Here is a 16,174-nt window from a genome sequence, read left to right as displayed (position 1 = left end):
TACGGATGCCAATTCTAAAGAGAAGCAGTTCGACATACAGTACATCGTTATTTGTATAACGAACCTACTTTAACTGAGGCGAACAACGCAAATGGGGTCAGCATCACAAAATTTCAAGTCCTTAGTTCTTAAAAAATGTTTGCTTGCAGTATATGTTCATTTATTCCATACTTAGACTTAAAAAAATCATCTAGGTTTATTTATGCAAAAGTGGTCGCCTATATCCTGGCTTCAATATTCATATCTACAGGCTGCAACATATGCTGACGAAAAAAAATTAAATAAAGTTGTAGAACAATTAAGCGCATTACCCCCATTAGTAACAAGTAGCGAAATTAAAAATTTAAAAAAAGAAATTGCGCGTGCAGGACGAGGTGATGCATTTATTCTTCAAGGTGGTGATTGTGCTGAATCATTTAACGATTGTCGCGCAGAAATTATCAGTAATAAACTAAAAATCATATTACAGATGAGCTTAATTTTGTTACATGGCTTGCGCAAACCAATTATCCGTGTTGGACGAATTGCTGGGCAGTATGCAAAACCTCGTTCCTCTGATTGCGAGACAATTAATGGTATTACTTTGCCTAGCTATCGTGGCGATCTTGTCAATTCTCCTGAATTTACTGCTGAAGCAAGAGAACCCAATCCCAAACTCTTATTGCAAGCTTACAACTGCTCAGCAGTTACTTTAAATTATATTCGTAGTTTGCTTGATAGTGGATTTGCGAGTCTTAACCATCCTCAACAATGGGATTTAGGTTTTGTAGAACACTCAAAACAGAAAGAAGAATATCAAACCTTAGTAAAATCAATAGCTGATGCTTTGGAATTTTTAGATACCATAGATGGAATACAATCGAGTAATTTATCTAAAGTAGATTTTTATACTTCTCATGAAGCGTTGCATTTGCATTATGAACAAGCTCTGACACGAAAAATGGACGATGGATTATGGTATAACCTTTCAACTCATTTACCATGGATAGGCATGCGCACGGCACAAATTGATAGTGCTCATTTAGAGTTTTTGCGCGGTGTTGAAAATCCTATTGGCATCAAAATTGGTCCAGGAGCTACTCCAGAATGGTTAGAGGAAGTGTTAAATAGAGCTAATCCACAACGAGAAGAAGGTCGGCTTTTGTTATTTACCCGCTTGGGAGTAAAACATATAGAAAAACTCCTTCCTCCGCTTATAGATGCAGTGAAAAAAACACAGATTCCAGTAACATGGTCTTGTGATCCTATGCATGGAAATACAGAAACTACTTCAGATGGAATTAAAACCCGCCATTTTGACAATATTCTTTTGGAATTAAAACAAGCGTGGGAAATTCATCGTAGTATGGGTAGTTACCTAGGCGGTGTTCATTTTGAGCTTACTGGTGATAATGTTACCGAATGTATTGGCGGAGCTCGTGGATTAGCCGCAGACGATCTCAAAACAGCATACCATAGCCTAGTTGATCCTCGTTTAAACTACGAACAATCAATAGAAATGGCAATTCAATTGAGTCGACAATTTAGAAAGAGTTAAATGTATGGGCTTAAATGAGCCCTCAATTACCCGCTTAAGCTAACCATAAAGTTCTTGCAGCCTAGTTGAAATAAAGTAAAACGTTTAAGATTTTTCAGATCTTAACTGGCGGGTTTCTACGCTGCAGTCTCTGTAATTACTTACAAGTCTCATCAGTCCTATCACCAAACGTATCAACAAGTATTTCACTCGTGTAATGATTCGCAGCCGGCCATCATAACGAACGTTGATTTGATTTATCACATAAAAAAGCCCATAGGTCATTTAACTTCAGGGCACTAGGTAACAGTAAACCAGGTTATCTTCCTAATTTTATTTCAGAAGATAACAGTTTTTTCTAATTGACCTCGAGACGAGTGCTGGCGGTTATAACAATGAGCGAATTGATACGCCGTGCCATAATCTGAAAACTGACACCGATATCCTTGCTCGCCAGGTTGAGATTTTTCGTATTTGACTCCTTTAACACTATGGGGTTCAACACAGTTCACTTCAATATATCGTCACACATTCACACTCCAAAAAATGTCGAATATTACTACCTCAACCGTTTCAGAGCATTACTCTCTTCAGCATTCCTTAAGAAAGATGTCACATTTTCTTAAGAATAACTTATTAAAATATATATATAAGACTGCATAAGAGATTGAACATGAGAGATAAAATAATAGGCGACGAATTGGAAGCTGACGCGTTTGATGGGTTTGTTCTAGACGATCCAGTACCTCATAGAGAAGTTGATAAGACGAACTTTGTCTATGGCCCTGAAACAAATTGGGAAGTAAATAACGGGATGAACTCCTCTCGTTTACATAAATTATATAGTTTATTTTTTGATGAAAAATCAGCTTTTAATCTGGGTGAAGATGTTATTGTATCTGGAAAAAGTCCTTTAGAAGATGCTTACAGTTTACAGGCTAAAAACAGCGACCAACAAATTTTTTTATTTAGGCCGGATGGTGGCAATATTGCATACTACGATGCTGACTCCAAATCGGAGGCTGGTTGGCTCGATGCCCAGCTTACAAAAAGTCTGGCAGAAATTACCGCGTTTTGTGCGACAACATCAAAACCCACTACGTTTGTAATTCCTTGTGTAGAAATGCCTACCAATTTAAGTAAAGGAGTTCAGCATCAAATATTGCTTACTTTTAACTATGATCCAATTAAGAAACAACTAACGCCTACAGTATATGATTCCATAGGCCGCGATACTTATGCCGAATCATTTTCATCTTATTTTAAATCAAAATCCAGATCGACTTGTGATGATATTTTAAATCAAAGTATTAAGAAAGCAGCTAAGGAGGTTGATTCCTCTCTTACAGTTAGTGAGCTTAATCGAATTGCCTATAATCATCAAAATCGTCTTACTGAAGGTAATTGTGGCTCTTATACATTCAGAACAATTAAAGAGGTTGTTTCCTCGGCGGCTCAAGGTATTGCTGTCAAAATTCCTGGTTCGGGCTATATTACTTCAGACAGTTATTTAACCGCGCCCCACGTGCAACAAATTCAAGAGTGTATCAAGTATCGAACTTTAGGTTTTACTGAGATTGAGCGTACAATGAGCGAAGGGAGTGCTTCTCCTACTGATCTCTCAGAGTTTATCTCTGCTCTGGAAGTTTATGGTCAATTACGAGCGCAACAGCCTGAAAAAGGAATGTTAAATCTTGTGGGATACAGCAAACTAACCAAACTAGCTGCTGTTGAGCTGTTAACCAGTATTTTAAAAGATATTAACGACGGTAAAGAAATTAGTGAGTCACAATATATAAAATTAAAAGAGCAAACCGCTTGTTTAATGGATTCATCTTTAGGCAGTTTGGTGCAGTTTCATCTTAAAAACTTAGGCGCTGAATCCCTAGAGAAACTGGTTATGCCTCATATGAAACTGGATTTCGTACTCATCGAGGAAGAGCTATTCGATGTTCCAGAGATTACCGGGACAGATCTTGCTGCGAATCGACAAGCGCCGGTGAGTGAAGATGCCTTGGAACGACAAAGACAAATGAGAGAGGGTGTTGCCGATATTCGTCGTGAAAATGAAGCTGACACAGATTTAACAGAGCGTGTAGTAGTAACCACGAGGGTATGATCGCTGCGTGAATACAGGCTACTTAAATAAAGGTAACGGTGTCAGTTTTCAGATTGCAGCACGGCGTATCAATTCGCTCATTGCTATAAAGCCGCACTCGTCTCGAGGTCAATTAGAAAAAATTGTTATCTTCTGAAATAAAATTAGGAAAATAACCTGTTTTACTGTTACCTAGTGCCCTGAAGTTAAATGAGCTATGGGCTTTTTTATGTGATAAATCAAATCAACGTTCCTTATGATGGCCGGCTGCGAATCATTACACGAGTGAAATACTTGCTAATACGTTTGGTGATAGAACCGATGAGACTTATAAGTAATTACACAGAGACAGCTTGCGCGATTTAAGATAACCCACTATTTCACTGACAGGCCGGGAGCTTGTCAACGTTCTTTGCCTTATGAACAACATGAAGAAGGCAAGCGTCATGCACAAAAGATAGAACGTAAATTTTCGACCTTTCGCACACGAATTAAATGATCAGCCAGGAAAACAATTTGTTTTTCTAAATCTGAATTGATGCATGATCCTGTGATTGGTTTGAGCTCGGCAGAATAGTCTGATCAACACATAGGATGCACTATTTCCAGTCAACTAATCAACGATGATAATAGGGGCTGTACTCATGAACCGCCTCAATCATCGCTGCAACGTGTTCTGGTGGCACATCTGGAGTAATGCCGTGCCCAAGATTAAACACATGCCCGCTCCCATGTCCGAAAGAAGCCAACACTTTTTTGACTTGCTCATGAATACATTGCTTTGAAGTGAGCAATACCGAGGGATCTAAATTTCCTTGTAGCGCTACTTTACCACCAACTCTTCGCCGTGCTTCACTCAAGTCGCAAGTCCAATCGACACCTAAAGCATCACACCCAGTAACCAACATTTTTTCCAACCACTGTCCCCCACCCTTAGTAAATAGAATCACCGGGACATCAGGAGTATGATTTTTTATTTGCTGCACAATTTGCTGCATGTAATGCAAAGAGAAATTTTGATAATTTTCTGGGGTTAAGATCCCTCCCCAAGTATCAAAAAGCATCACTGCATTAACACCTGCGTTAATTTGCTCACAAAGATAGTCTGCTACTGATAGCGCTAATTTGTTTAATAACAGATGTGCTGCTTCGCTGTTGGTATAGATTAAATGCAAAATACGTTTAAAATCCCTACTGCTTTTGCCTTCAACCATATAACACGCTAAAGTCCAAGGACTACCAGCAAAACCGATCAAAGGCAACTCTTTTGGCATTTCTTTACGAATTAAACGTACCGCATTCATCACATAAGCTAAAGAATCTAATTCAGGAACTTGAAGATTAGTAATTGCTTGTATCTCCTGAATAGGTCGTTCAAAACAAGGCCCCTCTCCTTCCGCAAAATACAAACCCAATCCCATGGCATCAGGAATAGTCAATATATCAGAAAACAAAATAGCAGCATCTAAAGAATAACGACGTAAAGGTTGGAGGGTTACTTCACAGGCAAGCTCCGGATTTTTACACAAACTTAAAAAATCACCCGCTTGAGCCCTTGTCTGCCGATACTCAGGTAAATAACGACCCGCTTGACGCATCATCCATACAGGTGTTCGTTCAACCGGAAGGCGTCTTAAAGCACGTAGAAACAAAGATTGATTTAGATCGTACATTATTTGCCTCAATATCCTAAAAATGACGTAATAGTAACATACTTCTTCTGATCTACTCCAAATTATGAAATGGATCATAATTGACTATCGACAAAAATAGTAACACAATGCTCAATCTCGTATCTATCATGGAGATTCATTATGGGATTAGTTCAAAATTCATCGCTGTCTATTGGTGAAGGTTACCCTAGGAATACAGGAAGATTAAAAAAAGTAATTGGAAATTCTCAAGAGGCATCGCAAAAAGTCGCTTTAATGGGAGACTCAACTGTAGATAATGGTTACTGGGTAGATAAAAAGATACCCTATGCCGAAAAATCACATACTGTAACGCATCAAACTGCTTTAGCACTTGCAAACAATGCCCAATCAGGTTCTTATTATATTGGTAATTTTGCTGTGGATGGAGCCACTACCACTGATCTAATGCGATACTGCCGATTAGATAAGGTTCTCCCAACTGATAAAGATCACACTGATTCCAGGGTTCATCAACTTGAAGCAGTAACTGAATGGAAACCAGATATTGCCGTATTGAGTGTTGCTGGCAATAATTACCGTGAAGCCCTGGCTAATACGTTAATAAACCAAATAAATTATCCCAAGCTTCTTTTACGAATAACTCCGGAATCAGCGAAACCAATCATTAATTCAGCTTTTCAGAAAGTAAAAGAAAAAATACTACTTGATTATAAAATGATTATCGACCAATTAGTGGAACAAAATCCTCAACTCAGTCGTATTGTATTATTATCTCAATATTATCCTTCAATTACCGAATTTACTCCTTATTTTATTTATACTGGTTTTTCTCATCTCGCACGGTCAGAAGGAAAGAGTCAAGGACCATTCCCAGTAATTGAAGAAACCATGAATGAGCTTTATCGAGAAATTCTAGCCTACGCGATAACTAAAGGAAAAGAAATTGTCTTTGTTGATGTAACATCTTCCTTAAATCCTTTAGGTGGAAAACATTCACATCAAATTGAACCCAATGAGCAAGGTTCTGCAATTATGGGGCGCTTAATTGCCAACGCAGTTCATTACAATTTTCCGAAACAAGAGGCTGAAGAAGATAAGAAAAGCATTGCTAGACTTTATCTGAATGCAGACGAAAAACATATTCAATCACAAATGATACAAGAACAGGAGATTAATAAATTTACTGTTAAAAAGATAACTCAATTTATCAGCGAAAATCGATACCGTCATCTAGGTTTGTTATTTTCACCATCTTCAAGCTTAGGAGCGCGTTATGAGGGTGCTTATCATGCCATTATGGGGAAACAATTTGATGCTGAATACAAAGGATTATTCGCTTTCGGCTTACTTGATTTGAGTTTAATAACAGTTATGGCTTCATATCTATGGCGTGTTGCAGTAAATGAAAACGTTCATAGCTCATTTCGAGTGATGGCTGGCACTGTTGCCGCCCCTGTTTTATTAAGCAAAATGGTTCTTGGCGTATCATTAATGCTGACGCTTGCTGTACCTATTCTTGGATATGATAAAGCAGTGAATCTTTTTACCGATCCCACTACCCCAAAAAATAAAAACGACCCCCTTCCTGAAACCGATGAATTAGTCCCAGCACTGTATTAAGCAAGGGGCTCGTAACCACAAAAGGTATGGAAATGCCTTTTGTGGTTATTCTCTTTGTTAATCAATCCCTAGTTATATCAAAGCAATACTATACAGAGAGCTATTAATTTAGATAAAATACAAAAAAATTATCTTAAGAAAAAAATGGATACCTTAAACATAAAAGCCCTCAAGGTCAGTACAAAAATAGGCGTGTATGAATGGGAACAACGTATCAATCAGCACTTACTAATTGATATCAACATTGATACTGATTTCAGTGCTTGCGGAGAAGATTTAACTAAAACAATAGATTATGAAGCCCTTTGTGAACGGGTTACCCTGCACGTAGAATCAAAATCATTTCAATTAATTGAAACAGTTGCCAATGAAGTGGCCACCCTAATTCAAGAGCAATTTAAAATAACGCACCTTACAATAGGCGTAAGCAAACCACATGCCATAAAAAATGCGGAAAATATTCAGGTGATTGTGCGTCGTTAATAAAACTAACGAAAGTATAATAGAACTCTTGCATAACCCGATCCAAACGGTAGCATTTAAATAACTGTGTCATCTCTTTCAACCCACTACAACTTAACACTTAGAAGAGGTGCACATGAGTAAGAAGACAATCGATTTATCGAATTTTGATTTCAATGAGTTCAAATCAGAAACCTTTGCGCAGTTAAAATCAGGGCAATCGCTCACCGACAAAGACGGAATCCTTACGTCGTTAATTAAAGAGTTATTAGAGTCGGCATTAGAAGGAGAAATGGATTCTCATATGACAGACTGTTATGAGACAGGTATAACCAACCGTCGTAATGGTAAAACGACTAAAACAATCAAATCGACTACTGGCGCTTTTTGATTTAGAAACCCTTCGAGATAGGGATGGCAGTTTTGAACCTGAGATAATAAAAAAACGCCAAATGCTACTTAACGAGTCACTGGATAATAAAGTTTTAGCACTCTACGCAATAGGTATGAGCTACGAGGCGATAAGCGAGCATTTATCAGAGATGTATGGATTAGAAATCTCCAGCGCTAAAATCAGCCTGATTACCGAATGGCGTAATCGCTCCTTAGAATCGGTATATCCAATCGTATTTCTTGATGCCATGCACTTTAAAGTACGTGTTGACGGTAAGGTCATAAGTAGAGCCTTTTACACAGTTCTCGCCGTTAATTCAGAAGGTAAAAAAGATATTTTAGGACTCTATTTATCTGAGGCAGAAGGAGCTCGTTTCTGGCTTGGTGTATTAAATGACCTTAAGGCTCGCGGTGTAGATGATCTTCTTAATGCAAACATCGATGGGCTTAAGGGATTTCCCGATGCCATTACGGAAGTATTTCCTAATACTGAAGTGCAACTTTGTTTTGTTCATCAAATTCGTAACTTATTGAAATATGTGGTCAGCAAAGACCAGAAAGCGTTTATAGCTGATTTAAAACTTGTTTATAAGGCCTCAAGTAAAGACTTGGCGGAGCTTCATTTGCTTGAAATGGGGTAAAAAATACCCCGCCGTAATGAAATCGTGGAATAATAACTGGGAGGCTCTATCACCGTACTTTAAATATGCAGAAGAGCTCAGACGCATCATTTACAATTTACACAATCAATATTGTTGAAGGTTTTCATCGGCAAATTCGCAAATACACTAAACTAAAAATAAATAAAGGCGCATTCACCAGCGAAAACGCCCTTATTAAGCTTAGTTATTGTGCTTCCCAGAAAGTACTGGAAAAATGGAATCAGCCCATGCACAATTGAGTTCTTATCGTCTCCCACTTACAAGTCTATTTTGAAGACAAGCTAACATTGGAGCTTAGATAAGCAGATAAGCAATGAGGTGACACAGTTAAATGAACTGAACACTCTCTACTTTTGTTTAAATTCTCACTATATTTGTGTTTTCCATTTTCATTTCAGTTGACTCTACCTCTTTCAACTGCACCAGCAACATTTGTTTATAATTTACGCTTTCTTGAGAAAGCTTAGTTTGACCTATAAGAGAAGGTTTATTTTCATTGAGTGCGTTATGCAAATACCGGCTAAATGAATTCGCATTAACGCCCGAGTTATTAACTACATCATGAGTTTCTTTTAATATTTCGAGTATAGGCTTGTCTTCTTTAATCATCTTTATTAATTTTCCTGCTTGTTCCCTTCCATATTGACCATATTGATAATTTGTTCGAAACCAGCCCGTAGCGTTTTGGCTAGACCAGTTTAAATAGTTATCAGCGGCGATTTTTATTTTATTGACTATTTCACCAATTTTTTCTTTATCTGAAAATTTTGCATTAATTTGCTTCTTTTTCTCATCAATCATATTTTGAAAATTGACATGCTCTTCTTTAGGTAAAGATTCTTTATGAAGTTCAAGCTTTCTTAATTCATCTAGTAATTCTTGTTTGCACTGGGTTGCTTCCTTCATAGTTAAGGCTTGGCTTATTCGTTCGGGTTTAATATTTTCATATATTTTAACGAGTACCGAATAAGGGTTATACCCGCGACCTACAATTTCTCTGGCAACCTTTCTACGCTCTCTTCCTACTATTTCCATTTTGTTGATCGCGCTCTGATAATGTTTCTTTTCTGTTTCAATCAGATTATTTGTAACGTCATTTATGTCGTTTATATTGTTCTTTCTTTTTTGTTCATTCACAACTTTCTTTAACACATTTTGTTCTTCTTGTGTCAGGATTGGCTCAGGAATTTTTTCCAATGCTTCATTCACGAGTTCAACCGTATTTATAGCAGCTAAAACTTGCAGTGTGTTTTTTATTGCGTCAGGAAAGGGATCTTTACCCTCACCACCAGCCGCTATAGCAATAAGTTGCCCCCATGTATACCCATCTTTTTTTATTCGATAAATATTGTCTTTTTCGAATGCAGATCCTTCACATCCAGGCTTAAATGATTCTCCCACTTTACCAACCCCCTTCACGACAGCAATTCCACCTCGATCAACGAAAGTATCGTAGGAGTTTCCGTTTGTGTGATCCTCAATCCACATATGCTCAGGAGAAGTCTGCCCTGATTTAAATCCGCCACATAAATACATGTTCTCCACAGGCAATACAATTTCTTGTAACTGACTCAGTTTTTGAATTTCATTCATGGCTTTCTTGCGCTTTTGGATGATCTCTTCATTTGTTTGCTCAGGATATTTTTTCATTATGTAATTTTCGTTACTTTCCTTTTTCTCCTGCTCAGCCAGATCATGTTGAAGCTTAGGAATCAAATATTCGTTCGAAATTTCATCGTTAATCTCAATGAATTTATTATTCAATTCGCCTGATTTTTCATCTGAGGTTGGACTAGCAATTGCAAATATGTGACAAGAAATTCCTTCGTCATATGCATCAACGTTCTGTCTGCGACGAATCTTTCTATGATTCTTGTTATGATCCTGAAATATTGCATTATACGCTTTACTTGTAGCTGGGTTTTTAGACATAGAAGCATCCATTAATTGAATAGTTGGTGATCTCGATTGACTGAATATTGTACAATAAATAGCTTAACAAAATATTAATTTTATGGTTAAAACAGATTGATTGATACTGAAAATAAAAATCGGCAATTAATCCGACTTTAAGTAGAAATAATGCGAACGTGTACACGCGCCTTTGATTTAAAGTATCTGCCTCATACTTGTTTCATAACGCTTCCTTTTTGTTGCGAGAAATAAAGAAAAGCTGCAGCAATTGGCACCAGATTTTGAGCAAATGCTCCATCTTAAACTCTTGGAAGGAATCAATCGATTTAAAAGGTAAACCTAAAACAAGTAAGGAATTTGAAATTCATCATGATCGCAGCAATTGTTCCACTACCATTGGCTTAAGGGCTACGACATTTTCGCAAAAGCAGAAATCCATTTCTATAAGAGGATTAAGTCGCGATCAACATGAGTGAGTCGCGGCTATCGTGAGAACAACTAAAAGTTCCTTAATCACAGTGTGGCACTACTACTGACTGTATGCCTAAAGCCGCAATAATGTGTCCAATTGAGCTTTGCCTTAATCATCCACCAGTAGTAATCATCCCATTCAGACGTTCATTTCGGGCTAAATTGATCTGGGCTTGTTGCGCAAGTCCCCGATTAGAATATGGGCCAACTACTACTCGAAACCAATTACCTTTAGTAGGGTGACTCACTGGGATGATATAGACACTAAACCCTTTGAGAATCAATGTGCCTTTCATGTGCTCTGCATCTTGACGCGCTTTGAATGAAGCAACTTGCACTAAATAATTTCCCCCTGCAGAAACAGGAGCAGTTTTGGTTGCAATAGCTCTTGCAGGAGCTGGGGGTTGTTGAGTTATGTTCGATTTTACTTGCGACGATGTAGCTGTAGTGGATGCTGCTGTAACCGCATTTGTAACAGGAACCGTAGTTGGCGACGATGCAGTAACCACATTAGTTGCTGGATTTGCATTAGCAACGGAAGCAGGTTGAACGGTTGTCACATTGCTACTTGCAGCGGCAGTCGATTGAGCTGCTGTTGTTGCATTGTTAGCTTGTGATGCCGGTGTTTTTTCATTAGCAAGTAATGTATAAAACTCAAACTTGGGTTTAGGCGGAATCACTGCCTGTTGTGGTGCCTCAGGTTTAGCTGATTCTTTTTTTGCGTCATGATGCGCCAATACTTGAGTATTTACCCAATGCATTATTGTTTCAAAATCAAAAAAAGAAGCAGCCATATAGCCTAATAAAAAAATAACCGTAATCAATAAAAAATGGTGCGATGCACCACTGCGCGATCTTGAAGAACGTTTATTATTATATTCTCTTGCCATCACATACTCTCAGGAGCGGATACGCCCAATAAATCTAACCCATTGTATATTACCTGACGCACTGCTTCGAGCAAACAAAGACGAGCACATCGTAATTGTTCTTGCTCACACAGAAGTGGAACGGCATTATAATAGCTATGCAATCCATTGGCTACTTCCCGCAAATAGTAAGCTACCTGGTGAGGTTCGCAATGCTCAGCGGCTAATTCCACAACTTCAGGATAACGACTTATTAACGAAATCAAATGAGTTTCATGCTCTTGCTCTAATAAGTCAAGATGCTTTAGTCCCACTGCTTTATCCCAAAATAACCCTCTTTCCTTCAATTGCCTTAATACAGAACATATTCTTGCATGTGCATATTGAATATAATAAACAGGATTATCATTAGATTCTGATTTAGCCAAATCTAAATCAAAATCCATATGTTGTTCCGATTTACGTGCCACATAAAAAAAGCGAGCGGCATCATTACCTACTTCTTGACGTAATTCCCTTAAAGTTACAAAAGATCCACTTCGCGTAGACATTTGTACTCGCTCAACACCACGATACAAAATAGCAAATTGAACTAAGAGCACATCAAGCGTGCTTTCATCATGTCCTAAAGCTGTAACAACCGCACGTAAACGGGTGATATAGCCATGATGATCCGCACCAAAAATATCAATGACGCGATCATACCCTCTATCATATTTATTCCAATGATACGCTACATCTGAAGCAAAATAGGTAGTATGTCCATTAGCACGAATCAAAACACGGTCTTTTTCATCACCAAAATCAGTAGCCTTAAACCAAAGTGCTCCTTCCTTTTCAAAAGTATGGCCACCGTCTTTTAGTGCTTGAATGCCTTTTTGAATGGAACCGTCTTCAAATAATGACTGCTCCGAAAACCAGTTATCATATTTCACCCCAAATTCAGCAAGATCATCTTGGATATCTTCTAAAACCGTATTTAGAGCATGTTGATGAAATAATGAAAAAATAGGCATGCCCAAAAGCATTTTCATCCGCTCTACTAAAGCATCAATATAAATTTCTTTATCGCCACCATGTGGTTCATCAAGAGGTAAGCCCTCGATAACTGTAGCCCAGGGGTGGACATATTCTCTATTATGCTTTAGCCAAAGTTCTTGTGCTATTTCTGAAACATAATCCCCTTTATAAGCATTGGCTGGAATCACTACAGGTTCACCGGAAAGCTCGAGATAGCGTAACCACACACTGGCAGCAAGGATATTCATTTGCCGTCCAGCATCATTGACATAATATTCTACAGTAACATCATAGCCTGCTGCTTTGAGCACATTTCCTAATGTAGCCCCAAAAGCTGCTCCTCTGCCATGCCCCACATGTAACGGTCCTGTAGGATTGGCAGAAACAAACTCGACCAATACTTTTTGATTTTTGCCGATAGTACTGCAACCGAAACGACTCCCCTTTTCTAATGCTTCAGCGATAATTTGTGAGCGAGAATTACTGTGTATAAAAAAATTAATAAATCCTGCTCCAGCGATTTCTATCTTTTCTATAACAGGATCAACATGAATTGTTTTTACTAAAAGTTCCGCTAATTTACGTGGAGATTGGCGGCAAGGCTTAGCCAAAATTAAAGCCAAATTACTGGCATAATCTCCATGAGCTGAGTCTTTTGCACGATCAACCTTAATTTCAACATCCAAATTGTCGGGGATTTCTCCTGATTTTTGTAATGAAATTAACGCGTGTTTTAAAAGCTGCTCTAACGTATGTTTCATGGTACCTAATTTTCCATCAAAAAAATGATGCTATTATGCGCTTTTTTGTACTCTATGAAAAGGTTTTAATATAGTTCACGTAAATACACGTTAAATCTAAAAAACTTCAAATTGTTAGCTTATAAACTATGCGGTACACTTAAATATAACTTTTAACATTCATAATCATGTGTTATCAAATTCTTGTGAATCATTAACGGGTATAGGCCCTACACTTGCAGAAAAATTGGCTAAATGCGGAATCCATACCGTACGTGATCTGCTTTTTCACTTGCCTTATCGCTATCAAGATAGAACTCGCATCACTCCCATTCAAGATGTACAACCTAATACCTGGTGTGTTATTGCTGGAGAAGTAAGCAAAACTGAGATTAAACCAGGTAAGCGTGCTCTGTTGCATTGCTATGTCCAAGACAAAACAGGTGTAATAAGGCTCCAATTTTTTCATTTTAACAAAAATCAAATTAAAAATTTAAATAACAGCGTAATGATCCATGCTTTTGGCGAGGTACGTGAATTCAACAACACATGGATTATGACTCATCCTGAATATCAATTACTAGAAGATGAAACTCAATGTCGAGTTCATGAAACATTAACCCCCATTTATCCAAGTACCCAAGGCTTAAGCCAAACTCGGTTAAGGCAATTGGTTCTGGTCGCGTTAAAAAGCTGTGAACCTGAGTTACAACAATTAGAGTGGATGAGTGATGCGGAATTACAAGCAAATAATTTTTATCATCTTGGCGAAGCGATTAAATTACTGCACAACCCACCTCCTGATATCTCCCTGCACGCTCTTGAAACAGGAGAGCATCCAGCTTTGAAACGATTAGCTTTTGATGAATTATTAGCGCAACGATTAAGCATGCAATTTGCCAGAGCATCACGTAGTACTTTACATGCAACTCCATTAGCTCGAGATAATCACTTAAACAATAGATTTCTAAATGCCCTTCCTTTTACTCTGACTCAAGCACAACAAAGGGTAGCCGAAGAAATCAACCTGGATTTAATGCAGACCAAGCCCATGCTGCGTTTGGTACAAGGTGATGTGGGAGCAGGAAAAACGATTATTGCGGCGCTTGCAGCATTACAGGCTATAGCCAATGGTCAACAAGTTGCTTTTATGGCGCCTACAGATTTATTAAGTGAACAACATGCCAGCAATTTTATCCGTTGGCTTGAGCCTTTGGGCATTAAAATATTAAGATTAACTGGGAAAATGAAAGCAAGCGAAAGACGTCATGCATTGAGCGCTCTTGCGGACAACAGCTGCCAGCTTATTATTGGTACCCATGCATTATTTCAAGAGGCAGTTCATTTTTCACACCTGGGTTTAGTCATTATTGATGAACAACATCGATTTGGTGTGGAACAACGATTACTTTTACAGCAAAAAGGACAGCACGAACAACGAGTTCCTCATCAGCTACTGATGACTGCCACGCCTATTCCAAGAACACTTTCCATGAGTTATTTGGCGCATCTAGATGTTTCCGTTATCGATGAATTACCTCCTGGGCGTATCCCAATTACAACTGCTGTATTAAACCAAAATAAACGAGAAACAGTGATTGAACGATTACTCGTTGCCCTCTCTAGTGGCCGACAAATCTACTGGGTATGCACCCTTATTGAAGAATCCGAAAAATTGCAATGCATGGCAGCAACAGAAACAGCACATACCTTACAAGAGCAACTGCCTACCGCTCGAATTGGCCTAATCCATGGGCGTATGAAACCATTAGAAAAAGAAGCAACTATGGCTGCATTTAAAAATGGTGAAATCAATTTGCTGGTAGCCACCACCGTTATTGAAGTCGGGGTTGATGTCCCCAATGCAAGTTTAATGATTATAGAAAATGCAGAGCGTTTAGGTTTGTCACAACTCCATCAATTACGTGGCCGTGTAGGCAGAGGAAGTACTCAATCTCATTGTCTCTTACTTTATCAATCTCCTTTATCACAGCAAAGCACTGAGCGTTTAAAAATCATGCGCGCAACTAATGATGGCTTTATTATTGCAGAGAAAGATTTGGAATTAAGAGGGGCTGGAGAAGTTTTAGGAACAAAACAAACGGGTTATCGACAATTTAAAATCGCAGACATCCAACGAGATCATTCTTTGTTGCCTCTGTTGCCTTCTCAAGCTCAAAAACTAATACGCCATACTCCAGAAATCGCTCGTGATATCACGCAACGTTGGTTAGGGAATTTTGAACAATTTCTGCAAGGATAAAATATTTTTAAAAATACATCAGTCAAGACTGTTTTTTATTTTTTTCTTTGTTAATATACTCAGGCATATTTCTCCTATTTATTCACATGTCCTGTGGATAACTTTTTTTACATGAAACAGCTTGCGCAAAAATCAAATTAACTTTTAATTCAAAAGTTCTTATTTTATAAGGACATAAATCATTTGCTTTATGTTTTCAAAAATTAGTTACCCACAAAATCTGTGGATAACTCTGTGTGCAGAACGTTTAATATCTTGTGAAATCTGCTTCCCCGATATCTGCTTTAGAACTTATCAACGTGTCTTTAAAAATTGACCTCTTTCGAAACTTGTAGTCAAGAGATACAAAAAAATTTCTAACCGTGTTTAAATATCGATAAAAATGACCATTAATATGCAATTAAAATACAGTTCGATTAATTTTTTTTCGATTTGAATCATGAAAAAACAAGTCGATATGAGCTCAGTTCCAAATAAAAACAGTTTGACAC

Annotated in this window: 10 protein-coding genes and 1 pseudogene; 7 read left to right on the top strand and 4 right to left on the bottom strand. The window is 38.0% G+C overall.

Translation table 11 applies throughout. The features are described from left to right. Nucleotides 1–202: 202 nt before the first annotated feature. The 3 genes from EL220_RS05930 to EL220_RS19760 all read left to right on the top strand — a co-directional run bounded on the left by EL220_RS05930 (nt 203) and on the right by EL220_RS19760 (nt 4,113). Entirely contained in the window at nt 203–1,537 is a 1,335-nt protein-coding gene (locus EL220_RS05930; protein ID WP_027271616.1) for a 3-deoxy-7-phosphoheptulonate synthase class II, read from the top strand. Between the two features lie 652 nt (nt 1,538–2,189). After that, a complete protein-coding gene (locus EL220_RS05925; RefSeq protein WP_035906230.1) occupies nt 2,190–3,635 on the top strand; it encodes a hypothetical protein in 1,446 nt (481 codons plus the stop codon). A 391-nt stretch (nt 3,636–4,026) separates the two neighbouring features. Continuing rightward, on the top strand, nt 4,027–4,113 hold the full coding sequence (locus tag EL220_RS19760; RefSeq protein WP_414973828.1) for a hypothetical protein: 87 nt from the start codon (nt 4,027–4,029) through the stop codon (nt 4,111–4,113). A 118-nt stretch (nt 4,114–4,231) separates the two neighbouring features. Here EL220_RS19760 and hemE read toward each other — a convergent pair whose 3' ends face one another. Next, entirely contained in the window at nt 4,232–5,287 is a 1,056-nt protein-coding gene (gene hemE / locus EL220_RS05915; RefSeq protein ID WP_027271618.1) for a uroporphyrinogen decarboxylase, read from the bottom strand. 141 nt (nt 5,288–5,428) lie between these two features. Between hemE and EL220_RS05910 the strand changes: the two genes are divergently transcribed. The 3 genes and pseudogenes from EL220_RS05910 to EL220_RS05900 all read left to right on the top strand — a co-directional run bounded on the left by EL220_RS05910 (nt 5,429) and on the right by EL220_RS05900 (nt 8,708). Beyond that, nucleotides 5,429–6,889: an SGNH/GDSL hydrolase family protein gene (locus EL220_RS05910; RefSeq protein ID WP_027271619.1), complete on the top strand. Its 1,461-nt coding sequence runs from the start codon at nt 5,429–5,431 to the stop codon at nt 6,887–6,889. Between the two features lie 144 nt (nt 6,890–7,033). Beyond that, nucleotides 7,034–7,372, top strand: a complete 339-nt coding sequence (folB, locus tag EL220_RS05905) for a dihydroneopterin aldolase (protein ID WP_027271620.1) — start codon at nt 7,034–7,036, stop codon at nt 7,370–7,372. 115 nt (nt 7,373–7,487) lie between these two features. Next, nucleotides 7,488–8,708: pseudogene (locus EL220_RS05900) on the top strand (IS256 family transposase). A gap of 55 nt (nt 8,709–8,763) precedes the next feature. On the opposite strand, the gene EL220_RS05895 reads toward EL220_RS05900, so the two are convergent. From EL220_RS05895 to argS, 3 genes are all read right to left on the bottom strand, one after another. Further along, nucleotides 8,764–10,338, bottom strand: a complete 1,575-nt coding sequence (locus tag EL220_RS05895; protein WP_027271621.1) for a hypothetical protein — start codon at nt 10,336–10,338, stop codon at nt 8,764–8,766. 566 nt (nt 10,339–10,904) lie between these two features. Further along, the gene (locus tag EL220_RS05890; protein ID WP_027271622.1) at nt 10,905–11,681 is read right to left on the bottom strand and encodes an SPOR domain-containing protein; all 777 of its coding nucleotides are present in this window, start codon (nt 11,679–11,681) and stop codon (nt 10,905–10,907) included. Further along, a complete protein-coding gene (argS, locus tag EL220_RS05885) occupies nt 11,681–13,441 on the bottom strand; it encodes an arginine--tRNA ligase (protein WP_027271623.1) in 1,761 nt (586 codons plus the stop codon). The genes EL220_RS05890 and argS overlap by 1 nt, the downstream gene beginning before the upstream one ends. A gap of 169 nt (nt 13,442–13,610) precedes the next feature. Here argS and recG point away from each other — a divergent pair, with 169 nt between their 5' ends. Beyond that, a complete protein-coding gene (gene recG / locus EL220_RS05880) occupies nt 13,611–15,683 on the top strand; it encodes an ATP-dependent DNA helicase RecG (RefSeq protein ID WP_027271624.1) in 2,073 nt (690 codons plus the stop codon). The last annotated feature ends 491 nt before the right edge of the window (nt 15,684–16,174 follow it).

Source organism: Legionella sainthelensi, assembly GCF_900637685.1.
GTDB lineage: Bacteria > Pseudomonadota > Gammaproteobacteria > Legionellales > Legionellaceae > Legionella > Legionella sainthelensi.
The sequence above is the reverse complement of the archived record's forward strand: the minus strand, read 5'-3'. Positions and strand labels throughout refer to the sequence as shown.

Coding starts and splice junctions, on each gene's coding strand:
- EL220_RS05930 (WP_027271616.1), top strand. CDS start 203: ATGCAAAAGTGGTCGCCTATATCCTGGCTTCAATATTCATATCTACAG.
- EL220_RS05925 (WP_035906230.1), top strand. CDS start 2,190: ATGAGAGATAAAATAATAGGCGACGAATTGGAAGCTGACGCGTTTGAT.
- hemE (WP_027271618.1), bottom strand. CDS start 5,287: ATGTACGATCTAAATCAATCTTTGTTTCTACGTGCTTTAAGACGCCTT.
- EL220_RS05910 (WP_027271619.1), top strand. CDS start 5,429: ATGGGATTAGTTCAAAATTCATCGCTGTCTATTGGTGAAGGTTACCCT.
- folB (WP_027271620.1), top strand. CDS start 7,034: ATGGATACCTTAAACATAAAAGCCCTCAAGGTCAGTACAAAAATAGGC.
- EL220_RS05895 (WP_027271621.1), bottom strand. CDS start 10,338: ATGTCTAAAAACCCAGCTACAAGTAAAGCGTATAATGCAATATTTCAG.
- EL220_RS05890 (WP_027271622.1), bottom strand. CDS start 11,681: ATGGCAAGAGAATATAATAATAAACGTTCTTCAAGATCGCGCAGTGGT.
- argS (WP_027271623.1), bottom strand. CDS start 13,441: ATGAAACATACGTTAGAGCAGCTTTTAAAACACGCGTTAATTTCATTA.